This window comes from Paraburkholderia yinzeri, assembly GCF_046581065.1.
Taxonomy (GTDB): Bacteria; Pseudomonadota; Gammaproteobacteria; order Burkholderiales; family Burkholderiaceae; genus Paraburkholderia.
In genome coordinates this window covers 1938531-1953506 of record NZ_JBFOCJ010000001.1, presented here as the reverse complement: position 1 = coordinate 1953506, position 14976 = coordinate 1938531, and the positions used below count along the sequence as shown (strand labels likewise).

The following is a 14976-nucleotide window of genomic DNA, read 5'->3' as shown; positions in this document are numbered from 1 at the left end:
CGAAAAAACCATGAAAATCCGTAGCTTGGGTGCACTTCCGTACTTTCGGGATGAGCTTGCCCCTTGACACGCGCGGCTTAGCGGAACCGGTTCTTCCACTCGCGCATCAGCGTGAATGCCGCCAGGCGATCAGACACCGTTTCATGAAGCTGATCGGCAAGGCTCGCCTGGACCGACGGATCGCCCGCGCGCAGGAACGGATTCACGGCGCGTTCGTGCGCGATCGTGGTGGGCAGCGTGGGCACGCCGCGCTCGCGCAGCGCCGCCGCGTCGCGGCTCCAGGTGTGCAGCGCGGCGTTGTCCGGGTCGCAGGCCAGCGCAAAGCGAATGTTCGACAGCGTGTATTCGTGCGCGCAATGCACTTCGGTGTTGCCGGGGAGTGCCGCGAGCGCGTCGAGCGAGGCGAGCATCTGCGCGGGCGAGCCTTCGAACAGGCGGCCGCAGCCGCAGGCGAATAGCGTGTCGCCGCAGAACAGATGCGGCACGCCCGCCGGATCGGCTGCCTGGAAGTAGGCGATATGGCCGCGTGTGTGGCCGGGCACGTCGAGCACGGTAAAGTCGAGCGCCGGCGCTTCCAGCCGCACGCGATCGCCGCCTTTCACGCGCGTGACGACCGGGTCGAGCGGCCCGAGCGCCTCGCCGGCCGGGCCGTAGACCGGCACGCGTTGGCCGTTCAGCAGATCGGCCACCCCGCCGACGTGGTCGTTGTGATGATGGGTGAGTAAAATAGCGACGAGCCGCCAGCCGCGCTTCGCCAGATACGCGCGAACGGGCGCGGCCTCGCCCGGATCGACGGCGATTGCATTGCGGCCGTCCGACACGACCCAGATGTAGTTGTCATCGAAGGCCGGAACCGGTACGTATTCGTACGCGTACTCAAGCGGACTATTCATTGGGGCGGCGTATTCTTCGACATGTCTGACCGAACGATTATAGACTGGCCCGCCTGGACCGCTTCGCCTGCCGGCAGGTATGTCCTCGACTGGGAGCAGGAGCAGCTAGATCGCGTGGTGTCGAATATTTTCGGCTACCACGCGCTGCAGCTCGGCATGCCGCATCTCGACGCCCTGCGCGAGAACCGCATGCCGTGCCGCGGGCTCGTGCTCGACGCGGCGAGCGCCGCGAGCGAACCCTATACCGTGCCTCCGGCCGACGGCGGCGCGGCATCCGCGCGGCGTCATGCCCCCGAGGGCCGCAGCACGGTCTGGTGCGATTTTCTCGACTTGCCGTTCGAGGCGCAGAGCGTCGACCTGATCGTGATGCCGCACACACTCGAATTCACGAGCGATCCGCACCGCCTGCTGCGCGAGGCGGAACGCATCCTGATGCCCGAGGGACAGCTCGTGATCGTCGGCTTCAACTCGCTCTCGCTGTGGGGCGCGCGCCAGTCGGCCGGCAAGCTGACCGGCAAACCGTTCCTGCCCGCGCGCCAGGACCTGATCGCGTTCACGCGCCTGAAGGACTGGATCAAGCTGCTCGGCTTCGAACTCGAGCGCGGGCGCTTTGGCTGCTATCGTCCGCCGCTCGCCACCGAGCAATGGCTCGGCCGCTATGCCTTCATGGAAGCCGCCGGCGACCGCTGGTGGCCGATCTTCGGCGCCGTCTATATGGTTACGGCGATCAAGCGCGTGCGCGGCATGCGCCTCGTCGGTCCGCTAAAGGTCAAGAAACCGGTGCTGGCGCCAAGCCTGAAGGCCGCCGCCACGACACCCTCCCCCACACGCAACAAGGACTCATGAACGCACCCGACTTCGTCGAAATCTTCACGGACGGCGCCTGCAAAGGCAACCCCGGCCCCGGCGGCTGGGGCGCGCTGCTGCGCTTCGGCACGCTGGAAAAAGAACTGTTTGGCGGCGAAGCCGTCACGACCAACAACCGCATGGAACTGATGGGCGTGATCGCCGCGCTCGAAGCCCTCAAGCGTCCATGCACCGTGATCGTCCATACCGACTCGCAGTATGTGCAGAAAGGCATCAGCGAGTGGATCCACGGCTGGAAGAAAAAGAACTGGATGACGGCGGCGAAAACGCCCGTCAAGAACGACGACCTGTGGAAGCGGCTCGACGCGCTCGTCGCGCAACACCAGGTGGAATGGCGCTGGGTGAAGGGCCACGCCGGCCATCCGGAAAACGAACGCGCCGACGCGCTCGCGAACCGCGGCGTCGCTTCGCTCGCCGAACTTTGAGCGCCCGTCCGCGCTCGCCTATCGCAACATACGATTTTTCCGATCCGACATGCGCCAGATCATTCTCGATACCGAAACCACCGGCCTGAACGCCCGCACGGGCGACCGCATCATTGAAATCGGCTGCGTCGAGCTGGTGAACCGCCGGCTCACCGGCAACAACCTGCACTTCTACGTCAACCCCGAGCGCGACAGCGACCCCGGCGCGCTCGCGGTACATGGCCTGACGACCGAGTTCCTCTCCGACAAGCCGAAGTTCGCCGAAGTGGCCAACGAAATCCTCGACTTCATCCAGGGCGCGGACCTCATCATCCACAACGCGCCGTTCGACATCGGCTTTCTCGACGCGGAGCTCGCGCTGCTCGGCAAGCCGCCGTTCAAGGAGCACTGCGGCGAGGTGATCGATACGCTGGTGCAGGCCAAGCAGATCTTCCCGGGCAAACGCAATTCGCTCGACGCGCTGTGCGATCGCTTTGGCATCAGCAACGCGCACCGCACGCTGCACGGCGCACTGCTCGACTCGGAACTGCTGGCGGAGGTCTATCTCGCGATGACGCGGGGCCAGGAAAGCCTTGTCATCGACATGCTGGGTGAGACGGCTGCGACCGGCGACGTCGCGGCGCCCCGCGTGCAGATCGAGACGCTCGCGCTGCCTGTGATCGCCGCGACCGACGAAGAACTGGCGGCGCACGACGCCGTGCTCGACGACCTCGACAAAGCACTCAAAGGAACGAGCGTGTGGCGCACGCAACCCGCCCCGGAAGAAAAGCCGACGGATGCGCAAATTGCTTAAAAAGGGCTTTACAAGATTCGGAAAGCCCGTCATAATCCAAAGCTCTTCGGGTGGTTAGCTCAGCGGTAGAGCACTGCCTTCACACGGCAGGGGTCACTGGTTCGATCCCAGTACTACCCACCAGAATTTCTGGTGTTGGTAAAGACAAGCACCGAAGAACAAAAGCCCCCAGACGCCAGTCTGGGGGCTTTTTTCATTACAGGGCATTTACTTCGCATCCCTTAGATTCCAGACCGGCTCACCTACACCCGCATCGCACGGGGTCAGCCTCAAGCCCCCGTGTCGATCCCGATCCCGCGCGCCATACCCGTAGCCGCAAACACCATTACCACGAGCAACGCCGTTTGCCATGCGCCGATGCGCGCATACTTCGGCGCCCCCGTCAGGTCCGGCACATCGCCGCGCCGCACGGCGAGACGCCAGCGCAGCAGCGCCATCATCGGCGCGATCTCGAGCAACAGGATCAGCACGAGCGCGCCCATCTTCACGTGAAAGAGCGGCTCGTGGAAGTAATACGACGCGCCCTTCTCGAAACCGCCGAACGCGCGCATCGCTCCGGTGACAATCAGCACGAGTGCGGAGAGTCCCCAGCCATTGTCGGCACCGAAGATGCCGGGCAGGTCTTCCGTCGACGTGCAGCGGCGCAATCCACGCGAGCGCCGCAAAATCGAGGCGAGCGCATAGCCGAAAGCGAGGAGATGAACGGCGGCAAGCAACCAGCGTGAGTACATCGCAACTCCTCCAGGTTGACGGCAAGCACGGCAAGCCCAAAGCGAAGTGCGCCCCGCGATGCCGCAACAGCGCGCCGCCGGGAGAATCAGACTTGCTTCAGAGCGGCGTCGAGCGCGCGCGCGGCCATGCGATCGCCATCGGTAGCGAGCCGCACGCGAAACACGGTTTGGCGGTTATGGCCCGCCGCGGCGGGAGAATCCCACAGCAACTCGACCTTCGGCCGACGATGCGCCGCGTGCTGGACGGCTGTGGCGCCGGAGGACGGCGCCGGCGATAACGGTCCGGCAGCGGTAGCCGCCACCTCCGCCAGCACGGTACCCTCCGGCCCAGGCGGCGAGGCCGGCACGACAGCCGGCGGCGCCTCCTGCAGCCAGCGCACCGAAAGCTCGCGCGCGTCGTACTGGCCAACCTTGCGGCTTTCCAGCCAGACGATCGTGGTACGCGTGGCGGCGTCGAGCGAGACCGCGTAACGGCCGATCGCGAAACGGCGCGCCGCGATGTTGGAGCGCCAGAGCGCCCGCGGGCGGCAGATCCACACGACGGCGGCATACAATGCCGGCGCAACGACGAGCCAGCCATTGGTTGCCGCCACGGCCTGCACCGCGCGCCGCCAGCCGGACATCCAGACGAAGGCGCCCACCGACCACAGCGCGAACAGGCACCCGAGCAGGCCGAAGAATCGCAGCGCCTGGCGCAGCCACTGCGGCAACGGATGGAACGGCCGCTCGACGCGCGCCTTCGCGCCGGGCAGAACGATCAGAAGAAACAGGAACACGAGATTGATGCACGCCCACGGCGACGAGGCCATTCCTTCGAGCGATGCGATGAAATTCATCTGCGCCATCGAGAAGAGCCACCGCGCGAGGATCACGAGACCGATCGCGCGCAAGGCGAACATCGTCCCGGCGCCGGGTACGGCGACCGTGGGCGTCGGTCGGGATCTCGCCAAAGCTTTTCTCCTCTTAATTCTGGTGGCTGCTGGTCCTGCAGAACGGCCATTATAGGGACATTGCCGCCCGCGCTCACGCCGTGCGCGCCACGCGCACATAAAAGACAACGCCCCGGCGCGCAGGGCACAGGGGCGTTGCTGAAAGACACGACGGGACAGCGCCCGCCGCTCCGGCACGAGGCCGGCGGCGTCTTAGCCGGCGGCGACTTCGCGCAGCACGGTGCGGCGCTTCTGACGCAGCAGTTCTTCGTACACGGCGACGTAGTTCCGCGCCATCACTTTCGACGAGAAGCGGGCCTCGAACGCGGCACGGACCTTCTCGCGCGGCAGCGTCGACAGGCGCTTGATCGCCGCGACGGCGCTGATTTCGTCTTCGACGACGAAACCCGACACGCCATTGTCGATGACTTCCGGCACCGAGCCGCGCTTGAACGCGATAACCGGCGTACCGCAGGCCATGGCTTCGATCATGACGAGGCCGAAGGGCTCCGGCCAGTCGATCGGGAACACCAGTGCGTGCGCATTGCCGAGGAACTCGCGCTTTTCATGCTCGCCGATTTCGCCGATGTACTCGACGTGCGGCAACGCCATCAGCGGCTTGATGACTTCTTCGTAGTAGGCACGGTCGGCCTTGTCGATCTTGGCGGCAACCTTGAGCTTCATCCCTGCCTGACCGGCGATGCGAATTGCCTTGTCAAGACCCTTCTCCGGCGAAACGCGGCCGAGGAAGGCCAGATAGCCGGGCTCGACGTTCGGAATCGGCTTGAGCACGTCTTCCGGCAGGCCGTGATAGACGGTCTGCTGCCAGGCGGCCTGCTGGAGCGGGATGCGCTGGTTGTCCGAGATCGAGACGACCGGCACGTCGTTGAACGCATTGAAGATCGGCTGCAGTTCCGGCAGGTCGAGACGGCCGTGCATCGTCGTGACGAACGGCACTTCCTGACGCTGGAACAGCGAGAACGGATAGTAGTCGATGTGGAAATGCAGCACGTCGAATTCATGCGCGCGGCGGCGCACTTCTTCGAGCAGCAGCATGTGCGGAGCCATCACGTCGCGGATCGTCGGATCGAGGCGCAGTGCCTGCGGCCAAAACGCTTCGAGCTTTGCCGAGGTGATCGAATCGCCGCTTGCGAACAGTGTGACGTCGTGACCCTGTTCGACCAGCGCTTCGGTCAGGTAGGAGACCACCCGTTCCGTGCCGCCGTACAGCTTGGGAGGAACCGCCTCGTGCAACGGAGCGATTTGAGCGATTCGCATAGTGGTGAACTCCTTCCTCGTAATAAATCGGGCAAAGTACTGCAAGTTTGACAATCGACCCTCGGTGGCGCCGGCAGCCTTGCCGCACGTCATCCCGGGCGTTCCGTACCGCTAACCGCGCCGGCTCTGCCGACACACTGGCCGTCGCGCTTTCAGGCAGACGGAACGGCTCAGGCGGTAAACGCGCAGGGTTCGCGGTCGTTGACACACAAGCTGTCAGATTCCCTACGCTATCCGAGTCGGCATTATCCCGGTTCGGGACCCATGCCACCCAAAACATTTCAAATACTTTACGTTGTTACAAACCGGAAACAATCCACAACTCTTTGTTTTAAAAGATGGTTTTAAATTGGGTCGCCTGTCCGGATGCAAATCGGGGGTCTCGCGCACGGCAATTGCGGCAGCACTTCCGAACCTTGCTGCGCCGCAGCGCCCGTCGTCGGACGCGCCATGCACGCGACGTCAACGGAATCCGCAATTGTATCTCCAAAATGGCTCGCAACGCCTGTTGAACCTGTGCAGCAACAGACTGTCGGCAAGGCATACCCCGCGTCATGACGTCGCGATATGATGCGCGTCCCATGGCCATAGGCGATGCACCACGCGCAGGGCGTGTTTACAATGCTGGAAAGTCCGTCGTGGGCTGCCGCTACCGCGCCTTCCCATTTCTTTTTTCAACTTGCACGGACCCAGCTCCGTCAGACCGACCACCGATCAATTGGAACATCTGACCATCGCCCAGCGTAATGCCCACAACGCAAAGCTCGCGAGCTATGCGCGGCGTCCGCTCGCGTTCCTGTTTCGCTATATCCGACGTCACCCGTTCGCCCATGCCGTCGTGCTGGCCAGCGTGTTCGCCGCCGTCGGCTGCGCCCTCGCCTCGCAGTACGCGATCAAGCACCTGATCGACGTGCTCGGCGCAGGACGTCACCACCCGGGGCCGCTGTGGACCGCGTTCGCGATCCTCGTCGGCCTGATCGCCGCCGACAACCTGCTCTGGCGCGTGGGCGGCTGGTTCGCGGCGCACACCTTCGTCGCCGTGACGGGCGACCTGCGGCGCGACCTCTTCCAGTACCTGAGCGGCCACTCGCCCACGTATTACGCGGAAAAGCAGCCCGGTACGCTCGCGAGCCGCATCACGGCAACCTCGAACGCCATCTATACGGCCGAGAACACGACCGCGTGGAACGTACTGCCGCCCTGCATCGCCGTGGCGGGCGCGATCGTCATGATCGTCTCGGTCAATCCGTTGATGGCCGCCGCGTTGCTGTGCTGCTCGGCCATCCTCTCGGTGATCCTCTTCAAGCTTGCGGGGCGCGGTTCCTCGCGCCACCACGCGTTCGCGACCAGGGCCGCGGCCGTGGACGGCGAACTGGTGGACGTGATCGGCAATATGGCGCTCGTACGCGCCTTCGGCATGACCTTCCGCGAGCAGACGCGCTTTCGCGCGACCGTCAAGGCGGAACTGGACGCGCGTCGCACGAGCCTGCTCTACCTCGAAAGGCTGCGCCTCCTGCACGCCGTGATCACGGCGATGCTTTCGGCCGGCCTGCTCGGCTGGGCGCTGTGGCTCTGGAATCAGGGCCGCGCCACTTCGGGCGACATCGTCCTCGTGAGCTCACTCGGCTTCACGATCCTGCACGGCACGCGCGACCTCGCCGTGGCGCTCGTGGACGTGACGCAGCACGTCGCGCGGCTCGCGGAAGCCGTCCAGACGCTGCTCGAGCCGCACGGCATGCCCGACCGCGACGACGCCGCCGAGCTCGTCGCCCAGGGCGGCCGCGTGGATTTCGAAAGCGTGACCTTCGCCTATCCGCACCGCAAGCCCATCCTCGACCACTTCGACCTGCACATTGCGGCCGGCCAGCGCGTCGGTCTGATCGGCAAGTCGGGCGCGGGCAAGACCACGGTGCTCGCGCTGCTGCAGCGGTTCTACGAACTGCAGGGCGGCGCGATCCGGATCGACGGCGAGGACATCGCAAAGGTCACGCAGGACAGCCTGCGCAACACCATCGCGCTCGTGCCGCAAGACATCTCGCTCCTGCACCGCTCGATCTACGAGAACATCGCTTACGGCCGCCCCGAGGCGAGCCGCGAGGAAGTGATCGAGGCTGCGCGCGAAGCGCGCTGCGCCGACTTCATCGAAGCCATGCCGGAAGGTTACGACACGATCGTGGGCGACCGCGGCGTGAAGCTTTCGGGCGGCCAGCGCCAGCGCATCGCGATTGCGCGCGCGATCCTCAAGAACGCGCCTATTCTGCTGCTCGACGAAGCGACCTCGGCGCTCGACAGCGCCTCCGAAGAGGCGATCCAGCAGGCGCTCGACCGGCTGATGGTGGGCCGCACGGTAGTCGCCATCGCGCACCGCCTCTCCACGCTGCAGAACTTCGACCGCATCATTGTGATGAGCTCGGGCAAGGTGATCGACGACGGCAGCCCGGAAGAGCTGCGCAACCGTCCGGGTCTCTACCGCGAGCTGCTAGCCAAGCAGCATGGCAAGCATTCCACGCTGCATCTCGGCAGCAAGAAGAGCGACGAGAAACACGTCGCCTGAGGCGTTTCCGCCGTCTGAAACGGAAAAGCCGCTTCCTGTTCTGTGAAGCGGTTTTTTTCTGTGCGAAGCGTGGGCACCCCGGGCGAACGCGTCGCTCAGCTCGCGTCCAGAACCTGCCCTGGCGCCTCGCCATGCGCCGTCTCCGCGACCGGCAGCGCGACGCCGCGCCGCTCGCCGATCCGCATGAGGTCGCCCAGAAAGCGGTCACGCCAGACCGACACGTTGTTCTCGCGCAGTTGCGCCATCATGTCCCGATAGCGCGCCGCCCGCTCGGCAAGCGGCATCGAGAGCGCGGCGGCCAGGGCGTCGGCCATGCCGTCGATGTCGAGCGGATTGACGATCAGCGCGCCGGTGAGTTCCTGCGCGGCGCCCGCGAAGCGCGAAAGCACGAGCACGCCGGGGTTCTCCGGATCCTGCGCCGACACGTATTCTTTCGCGACGAGGTTCATGCCGTCGCGCAACGGCGTCACGTAGCCGACGTGCGACGCGCGGAACAGCGCCGCCAGCACCGCCCGTTCGTACTGACGATGGATGTACCAGATCGGCGTCCAGTCGAGCTCGGCGAAGCGGCCGTTGATCCGCCCAGACTCCGCTTCGAGCTTGAGGCGGATGTCCTGATAGGCATGGAGGTCGGCCCGCGTGGGCGGCGCGATCTGCACGAACGAGACGTTGTTGCGCTCGCCGGCGTGCTGGTCGAGCAGACGCTCGAACGCGCGAAAACGCTCCACGAGTCCCTTCGAGTAATCGAGCCGGTCCACGCTGATGATGACCTTGCGGCCGTGCAGCGTGGATTTGAGCGTACGCACGGGCTTGCCGCGCTCGCCGGCCTTTGCGAGTCCCGCGACCTCGTCCGGATAGACGCCGATCGGGTAGTCGTTGGCGACCAGCGTCTGGCCGAATGCCTGGATGCGCGCCACGCCGCCCGGCAGGCGCTCGACCGTTCCGCCCGCCTCGTTGACGACGTAATCGCAAAACGCGCGCAGATCGGGCTTCGTCTGGAAACCGACGAGGTCGAACGAGCACAGCGCCTCGACGAGGTCGCGATGCGGCGGAACCGCCAGCAGCACCTGCGAAGCAGGAAACGGAATGTGCAGGAAAAAGCCGATGCGGTTCTTCACGCCCGCCGAGCGCAGCGCCTGCGCGAACGGGATCAGGTGATAGTCGTGGACCCAGATCACGTCGTCGTCGCGCAGGAGCGGCACGAGCTGCTGCGCGAGCCACGCGTTCACGCGGCAGTAGCCCGCGTATTCGTGGCGGTCGTACTGGACGAGATCGGCGCGATAGTGGAACGCGGGCCACAGCGTCGCGTTCGAAAACCCGCGGTAGTACTGGTCATAGTCGCGACGCAGGAGCCCGATGGTAGCGAACGTCACCGGGCCGCGTTCTTCCAGCCGGATCTGCGGCTGGCCCGAAGCCAGCACGTCGCCGCTCCAGCCGAACCACATGCCGCCGGTTTCCTTCAGCGCATCATAAACACCCACCGCAAGGCCGCCCGCCGCCGGTCCGCCTTCGGAAATGGGTGCGACCCGGTTCGACACGATGATCAATCGGCTCATGAGATGCGGGTTCCGTCGAGGAGTGGGTAAGGGTGCGGCGGGTGCAGCGGACCGGCCGCAGAGAGGCCAGGCGTCACGCCACGCGCATCGCCGCGACCAGCGACGTCAGCCACGCAAGCAGCGCATCCACCGAGTCGACACGCGTCTGCGCGATCGTATCGCCGCCGCCGACCTTGATCGACAATCCGTGCTGTGCGTTGACGACGGCAAAACCCTTCTCGTCGGTGAGATCGTCGCCGGCAAACACCGGACGGCGCCCCGCGAACGGCGGCTCGTCCAGGAACGTGCGCAGCGCGCGGCCCTTGTCGACGTCCTTGGGCTTGATTTCGTAGACCATCTTGCCGGGCTGTAGCACGTAGGCCTGCGCGAATTCGCCGGCAAGCCGCGTGGTCGCCTCGCGCGCAACCGGTTCGTGCTCGGGCGCGTTCCGGTAGTGCAACGCCAGCGCCGCGCCCTTGATTTCGAGGAGCGTGCCGGGATGCGTGCGCACCACTTCCGCGAGCACCTGCTCCATGTGCAGGAGCCGCTGATCGTTGAAACCCACGCGCTGCGTGTCGCCGTTGGCGTCGCGGCGCTCGGCGCCGTGCAGGCCCGCCACCGGCAGGTCCGGCATGCCGAGGAATGCGTCGATGCTGTCGATGCCGCGCCCGGACACGATCGCCACCGCGCCGTGCGTGAGGCGCCGCAGCTCGCCGAGCAGCGCGAGCATGTCGGGCCGCACGAGCACGCCATCGGGTGTTGGCGCAAGTTCGACGAGCGTGCCGTCGAAATCGAAGAAGAAGGCCGTCTGATCTGGCGGCAATACAGCCGGTAGTCCTTGCATTACGTGTTTTTTCATCCCTCGGCGCTAGCCGCGCATTGGTCCGGCGGGTCCGGCGAACGCTGGGCTGCTGGAGAAAGTGTGCGCATCTTACCTCGCCTTCGGTCGATTTTCGAGCGTGTAAGGTTGGACACGCCATCCTTCCGGTTCGCTGCCGGGTTCTTTGCCGGGTTCTTGTTAGGTACGACAGTCCCTCACTAATTTTGCTACAGTCGCAGAAAGTTGCTGGCCGTCGGTCTCCGCTAACCGCCTGCCACGAACCACGAAGCAAAATACCGAGACATTCGCCGAGACGCCCTTGTTCCGCAAGCTCTCCCTCGCCACGCTTCCCGCCCTGCGCCACCGCGGCGCCCGCGCACGGCTTGCCGGAGGCACCGCGATCGTGGCGGGAGCGATGCTGGTCAGCGCCTGTTCCCATCCCGCCGCCCCCTGGCAGCTCACCAACGTTACCGGCCACCTGCCTGACCTCAGTTTCAGCCTGACCGACGACGACGGCCGCCCGGTCACGGGCGTGAGCTTCCGCGGACAAACCACGCTCGTGTACTTCGGCTACACGCACTGCCCGGACATCTGTCCCGAGACCATGGCGCGGCTGATGCAGGTGATCGCAAAACTCGGTCCCGAGGCACGCGCCGTGCGGATACTCTTCGTCAGCGTCGATCCCGCACGCGACACGCCTGCCGTGCTGCACAGCTATATTGCGGCATTCGACTCGCAACATGCACTGGGCCTGACCGGCAGCGACGGCCAGATCGAGTCGCTCGCCAGGCACTATCGCGTGGCGTACCAGTTGGAAAAACCCAATCCCGACGGGAGCTACGACGTCACGCACAGCTCGGCGGTGTATGTGTTCGACGCACAAGGCCGCGCGCGGCTGCTCGCGACCGACAACGACGCGCCCGATGTGATCGCGCACGATGTGCGCCGTGTGATCGACGATGCCGGCTGAGTCATTTGCTTCATGCCGGGTCCGCTGTGGCTGCCCCACGGGAATCCGCCCTACCGATAACGCCGCGGTCCGCCTGCCGGCATTCGGCGTGCGCTCGCAAGTCTTGACGCGGGAGATCCGCCAACCATGAACCTGCTCTACTGGCTCGATCCCTGGGAGCCTTCGCCTACGGTCGTGATCGCCATCGCGACCGCCGCGATCCTTTTCGTGCGCGGCCAGCGCCATGCACGCGTATCGCTCGCACGACGCATCTCGTTCTGGTTCGGGCTCGGCGCGCTCTATGTCGCACTGCATACGCGGCTCGATTACTACTTCGAGCACGAATTCTTCATGCACCGCGCGCAGCATCTGGTGCTGCATCATTTGGGGCCCTTCTTCATCGCGCTCGCCTATCCTGGCGCGGCCCTGCGCGCGGGCATTCCGTTCGCATGGCGCCAGCGCTTCGTGCGGCCCGCGCTAGCGGCGCGTCCCGTGCGTCTCGCGCTGGATGTCGTGATGCATCCGGTCGTCGCCGTGACGCTCTTCGTCGGGCTGATCTATTTCTGGCTGTTTTCGCCGATCCACTTCATCGCGATGCTCGACTGGCGCCTCTATCGCGTCATGAACTGGAGCATGGTGATCGACGGCCTCATGTTCTGGTGGCTCGTGCTCGACGCGCGCTCCGCCCCGCCCGCGCGGCTCGCGCCGGGCAAGCGCGTGCTGGTGGTGATTGCGGCGATTCCGCCGCAGATCCTGCTCGGCGCGTTCATCTTCTTTACGCCGCGCGAACTCTACCCCGTGTACTCGATCTGCGGACGCGCCTTCACCTGGCTCAGCCCGATGCGCGACCAGCAGATCGGCGGCCTGTTGCTGTGGATTCCGGGGTCGATGATGAGCGTGATTGGCGCACTGGTTGCGCTGCGCCACTGGATGCGGCTCTCGGCGCGCGGACGCCTGCGCCGCCGCGATCGGCCGGCACGCCCGCAGCCGTCCGCCGTGCCGGGTAGTGCGCCCCGCAATGCGTCTGGCAGTGCGCCCGACGGAGCGCACGACCGCGAGCCCCAGCGCACCTGAACCGCGCCTGCGCAACGCCGCAGTTACTCCGACAGTGAATCCGACCGCATCCAGACGTGCGGGATGCCGTCTTCGTCGTGGATTTCCGAAACGGGCCTGAAGCCGAACGCGCCATAGAACTTCTGCAGATGGGCCTGGGCGTGCAGCCGCATCGGGACGTCGGGCCACTGCTGCGCGATGTGATGAATCGAGCGCTCAAGAAGCGCATTGCCGAGCTTGATGCCGCGATAGCCGGCGGTGGTCAGCACCCGGCCGATGCGAACGTCGGGGTCGTCCGCATCGGGCAGCAGCACGCGCAGATAGCCCGCCAGCACCGGGCGCTCGCCGGCCGTGTCCCACGCAAACAGGTGCCACGCGCCGGTATCGAGGCCGTCGATGTCGCCATAAACGCATTCCTGCTCCATGACGAACACTTCGGATCGCGCCCGAAGCATTGCGTAAATTTCGCGGGGATCGAGCGCGTCGAAGGCTCTCCAGCGCCAATCGAGATGGGCAAGCGGCAATGCGCGGGACTGCGTGGTCATCGGAACTTTCCGTCAAGCGTCGTGTGAAATGGCAATTATGCCGCGCCCTGCTAACGCCGTGCAGGCGTCACCCAGTGCGAAATGCATCATTTACGCTTCGGTTGCGCGTACTTGCGCCAGTACTGGAATGGCGCTTCGTGCAGATCGATGTCAAGATCGGCGATGCGTGCCTGCATGTGCTCCTGCGCGTCGGCAACCGCCTGGTTGTAGATCACCGGCGCGATCTCTTCGAGGAAAAAACCGAGCAGCGCACCGGCCGCGATATTGCCGATGGACTCCTCCATGTGGGTGTCGAAGTAACGCTGGATCGACGCGATGGCATCGCGGCGCGCGTCTTCAGGGAGTTCGATGGCCATGGCGAAAAAAACGATGGGGGAAAAGAAAAAGCCCTGACAAGTCAGGGCTTTTGAATGGAGGCGCGAGCCGGAGTCGAACCGGCCTACACGGCTTTGCAGGCCGCTGCATAACCGCTTTGCTATCGCGCCGGAAGCGGACTGTCCGTACATGAAGCGCGCTTGCGCCCGCAACGACGGGACAGATTTGTGCGGCAGTTCGACATACCGGTCGAAGCCTGCCAAACAAAAGGGGAAGCGCTGCTTCCCCGGATATCTGGAGCGGGAGACGAGTCTCGAACTCGCGACCTCAACCTTGGCAAGGTTGCGCTCTACCAACTGAGCTACTCCCGCGTGGTCCTGCCTGCTACTACCGTGACGCGACGCCACCTGCCAAACGCATCGCACCAGAATTCTGGAGCGGGAGACGAGTCTCGAACTCGCGACCTCAACCTTGGCAAGGTTGCGCTCTACCAACTGAGCTACTCCCGCATATTTGCACCATCTCACCGCTACTTGACTGCATCTGCGGCGATTTCCACCGCATCTGCTTGCTGCTGACTTTGTCGTGCAGCGGAGAAGTGAGATTATGTATAACCCGCTGAATCGTGTCAACCCCTACCGGCAAACTTTTTGAATAGGGGACACCGGACGGGAACACCTCGCGCGCGCTCAAAAACTCCCGCGCTCGCGGATCTGCGGCCAGGCGAGCTTCATATAGTAGAGCATCGACCAGATCGTGAGGAACGCTGCGACATAGATGAGCCACGCCCCCCATACACGCGAATCGAACAGCGTCACGCCGCCTATCGTGAGCGGCGCATAGAACAGCAGCATCGGGATCGCCACCATCTGGCAGGCCGTCTTGAATTTGCCGAGCGAGTTCACAGCAACGCTCTTCGACGCACCGATCTGCGCCATCCATTCGCGCAGTGCCGAAATCGCAATCTCGCGGCCGACGATCACGAGCGCGATCGCCGCGTCGAGCCGGGCGAGGTGCACGAGGATCAGCAGCGCCGCCGTGACCATCAGCTTGTCCGCGACAGGGTCGAGGAACGCGCCGAACGACGAGGTCTGGTTCCATCTGCGGGCGAGATAGCCGTCGAACCAGTCGGTGAGCGCCGCCAGCACGAAGATCAGCATCGCCGCCGTGTTCTGGTGCGTCAGGCTCAACAGCGACTCGGGCAGATAGAACACGCCAACCACCAGCGGGATCAGTACGATCCGCAGCCACGTCAGGAGAATAGGAAAATTGAACGGCATCGGCTGGCG

At 65.0% G+C, this 14976-nt stretch carries 15 protein-coding genes and 4 tRNA genes; 7 read left to right on the top strand and 12 right to left on the bottom strand.

Features of this window, described 5'->3' with window-relative positions; genetic code table 11:
* Positions 1–77: 77 nt before the first annotated feature.
* Positions 78–893, bottom strand: coding sequence for a hydroxyacylglutathione hydrolase (gloB, locus tag WJ542_RS09385; protein WP_411189040.1), 816 nt, complete (start codon positions 891–893; stop codon positions 78–80).
* Between the two features lie 21 nt (positions 894–914).
* On the opposite strand from gloB, the gene WJ542_RS09380 reads away from it, so the two are divergent.
* From WJ542_RS09380 to WJ542_RS09365, 4 genes are all read left to right on the top strand, one after another.
* On the top strand, positions 915–1739 hold the full coding sequence (locus WJ542_RS09380; protein WP_411189039.1) for a class I SAM-dependent methyltransferase: 825 nt from the start codon (positions 915–917) through the stop codon (positions 1737–1739).
* On the top strand, positions 1736–2185 hold the full coding sequence (gene rnhA, locus WJ542_RS09375) for a ribonuclease HI (protein WP_411189038.1): 450 nt from the start codon (positions 1736–1738) through the stop codon (positions 2183–2185). The genes WJ542_RS09380 and rnhA overlap by 4 nt, the downstream gene beginning before the upstream one ends.
* A 49-nt stretch (positions 2186–2234) precedes the next feature.
* A complete protein-coding gene (gene dnaQ / locus WJ542_RS09370; protein ID WP_411189037.1) occupies positions 2235–2978 on the top strand; it encodes a DNA polymerase III subunit epsilon in 744 nt (247 codons plus the stop codon).
* Between the two features lie 48 nt (positions 2979–3026).
* Positions 3027–3101, top strand: a tRNA-Val gene (locus WJ542_RS09365).
* Positions 3102–3247: 146 nt separating this feature from the next.
* Here the strand turns inward: WJ542_RS09365 and WJ542_RS09360 are convergent.
* From WJ542_RS09360 to WJ542_RS09350, 3 genes are all read right to left on the bottom strand, one after another.
* Entirely contained in the window at positions 3248–3709 is a 462-nt protein-coding gene (locus WJ542_RS09360) for a DUF2214 family protein (protein WP_411189036.1), read from the bottom strand.
* An 86-nt stretch (positions 3710–3795) separates the two neighbouring features.
* Complete coding sequence (locus WJ542_RS09355) at positions 3796–4659, bottom strand: hypothetical protein (RefSeq protein ID WP_411189035.1); 864 nt, start codon at positions 4657–4659, stop codon at positions 3796–3798.
* A 192-nt stretch (positions 4660–4851) separates the two neighbouring features.
* On the bottom strand, positions 4852–5916 hold the full coding sequence (locus tag WJ542_RS09350; protein WP_411189034.1) for a glycosyltransferase family 4 protein: 1065 nt from the start codon (positions 5914–5916) through the stop codon (positions 4852–4854).
* A gap of 718 nt (positions 5917–6634) precedes the next feature.
* On the opposite strand from WJ542_RS09350, the gene WJ542_RS09345 reads away from it, so the two are divergent.
* Complete coding sequence (locus WJ542_RS09345) at positions 6635–8470, top strand: ABC transporter ATP-binding protein (RefSeq protein WP_411189033.1); 1836 nt, start codon at positions 6635–6637, stop codon at positions 8468–8470.
* A gap of 95 nt (positions 8471–8565) precedes the next feature.
* On the opposite strand, the gene otsA is transcribed toward WJ542_RS09345, so the two are convergent.
* The gene (otsA, locus tag WJ542_RS09340) at positions 8566–10026 is read right to left on the bottom strand and encodes an alpha,alpha-trehalose-phosphate synthase (UDP-forming) (RefSeq protein WP_411189032.1); all 1461 of its coding nucleotides are present in this window, start codon (positions 10024–10026) and stop codon (positions 8566–8568) included.
* 73 nt (positions 10027–10099) lie between these two features.
* Complete coding sequence (otsB, locus tag WJ542_RS09335; RefSeq protein WP_411190513.1) at positions 10100–10849, bottom strand: trehalose-phosphatase; 750 nt, start codon at positions 10847–10849, stop codon at positions 10100–10102.
* A gap of 391 nt (positions 10850–11240) precedes the next feature.
* Here otsB and WJ542_RS09330 point away from each other — a divergent pair, with 391 nt between their 5' ends.
* Entirely contained in the window at positions 11241–11795 is a 555-nt protein-coding gene (locus WJ542_RS09330) for an SCO family protein (RefSeq protein ID WP_411190511.1), read from the top strand.
* A 126-nt stretch (positions 11796–11921) separates the two neighbouring features.
* Positions 11922–12848, top strand: a complete 927-nt coding sequence (locus WJ542_RS09325; RefSeq protein ID WP_411189031.1) for a cytochrome c oxidase assembly protein — start codon at positions 11922–11924, stop codon at positions 12846–12848.
* A 23-nt stretch (positions 12849–12871) separates the two neighbouring features.
* Here the strand turns inward: WJ542_RS09325 and WJ542_RS09320 are convergent, their stop codons facing one another.
* The 6 genes from WJ542_RS09320 to pgsA form a co-directional block, all read right to left on the bottom strand.
* Entirely contained in the window at positions 12872–13372 is a 501-nt protein-coding gene (locus tag WJ542_RS09320) for a GNAT family N-acetyltransferase (RefSeq protein WP_411189030.1), read from the bottom strand.
* Positions 13373–13458: 86 nt separating this feature from the next.
* On the bottom strand, positions 13459–13728 hold the full coding sequence (locus WJ542_RS09315) for a DUF2164 domain-containing protein (protein WP_411189029.1): 270 nt from the start codon (positions 13726–13728) through the stop codon (positions 13459–13461).
* Between the two features lie 55 nt (positions 13729–13783).
* Positions 13784–13857 (bottom strand) — tRNA-Cys (locus WJ542_RS09310).
* 125 nt (positions 13858–13982) lie between these two features.
* A tRNA-Gly gene (locus WJ542_RS09305) sits at positions 13983–14058 on the bottom strand.
* A gap of 62 nt (positions 14059–14120) precedes the next feature.
* Positions 14121–14196, bottom strand: a tRNA-Gly gene (locus WJ542_RS09300).
* 180 nt (positions 14197–14376) lie between these two features.
* A complete protein-coding gene (pgsA, locus tag WJ542_RS09295) occupies positions 14377–14967 on the bottom strand; it encodes a CDP-diacylglycerol--glycerol-3-phosphate 3-phosphatidyltransferase (RefSeq protein ID WP_411189028.1) in 591 nt (196 codons plus the stop codon).
* Positions 14968–14976 lie beyond the last annotated feature (9 nt).

Coding starts and splice junctions, on each gene's coding strand:
- gloB (WP_411189040.1), bottom strand. CDS start 893: ATGAATAGTCCGCTTGAGTACGCGTACGAATACGTACCGGTTCCGGCC.
- WJ542_RS09380 (WP_411189039.1), top strand. CDS start 915: ATGTCTGACCGAACGATTATAGACTGGCCCGCCTGGACCGCTTCGCCT.
- rnhA (WP_411189038.1), top strand. CDS start 1,736: ATGAACGCACCCGACTTCGTCGAAATCTTCACGGACGGCGCCTGCAAA.
- dnaQ (WP_411189037.1), top strand. CDS start 2,235: ATGCGCCAGATCATTCTCGATACCGAAACCACCGGCCTGAACGCCCGC.
- WJ542_RS09360 (WP_411189036.1), bottom strand. CDS start 3,709: ATGTACTCACGCTGGTTGCTTGCCGCCGTTCATCTCCTCGCTTTCGGC.
- WJ542_RS09350 (WP_411189034.1), bottom strand. CDS start 5,916: ATGCGAATCGCTCAAATCGCTCCGTTGCACGAGGCGGTTCCTCCCAAG.
- otsA (WP_411189032.1), bottom strand. CDS start 10,026: ATGAGCCGATTGATCATCGTGTCGAACCGGGTCGCACCCATTTCCGAA.
- otsB (WP_411190513.1), bottom strand. CDS start 10,849: ATGCAAGGACTACCGGCTGTATTGCCGCCAGATCAGACGGCCTTCTTC.
- WJ542_RS09330 (WP_411190511.1), top strand. CDS start 11,241: ATGCTGGTCAGCGCCTGTTCCCATCCCGCCGCCCCCTGGCAGCTCACC.
- WJ542_RS09325 (WP_411189031.1), top strand. CDS start 11,922: ATGAACCTGCTCTACTGGCTCGATCCCTGGGAGCCTTCGCCTACGGTC.
- WJ542_RS09320 (WP_411189030.1), bottom strand. CDS start 13,372: ATGACCACGCAGTCCCGCGCATTGCCGCTTGCCCATCTCGATTGGCGC.
- WJ542_RS09315 (WP_411189029.1), bottom strand. CDS start 13,728: ATGGCCATCGAACTCCCTGAAGACGCGCGCCGCGATGCCATCGCGTCG.
- pgsA (WP_411189028.1), bottom strand. CDS start 14,967: ATGCCGTTCAATTTTCCTATTCTCCTGACGTGGCTGCGGATCGTACTG.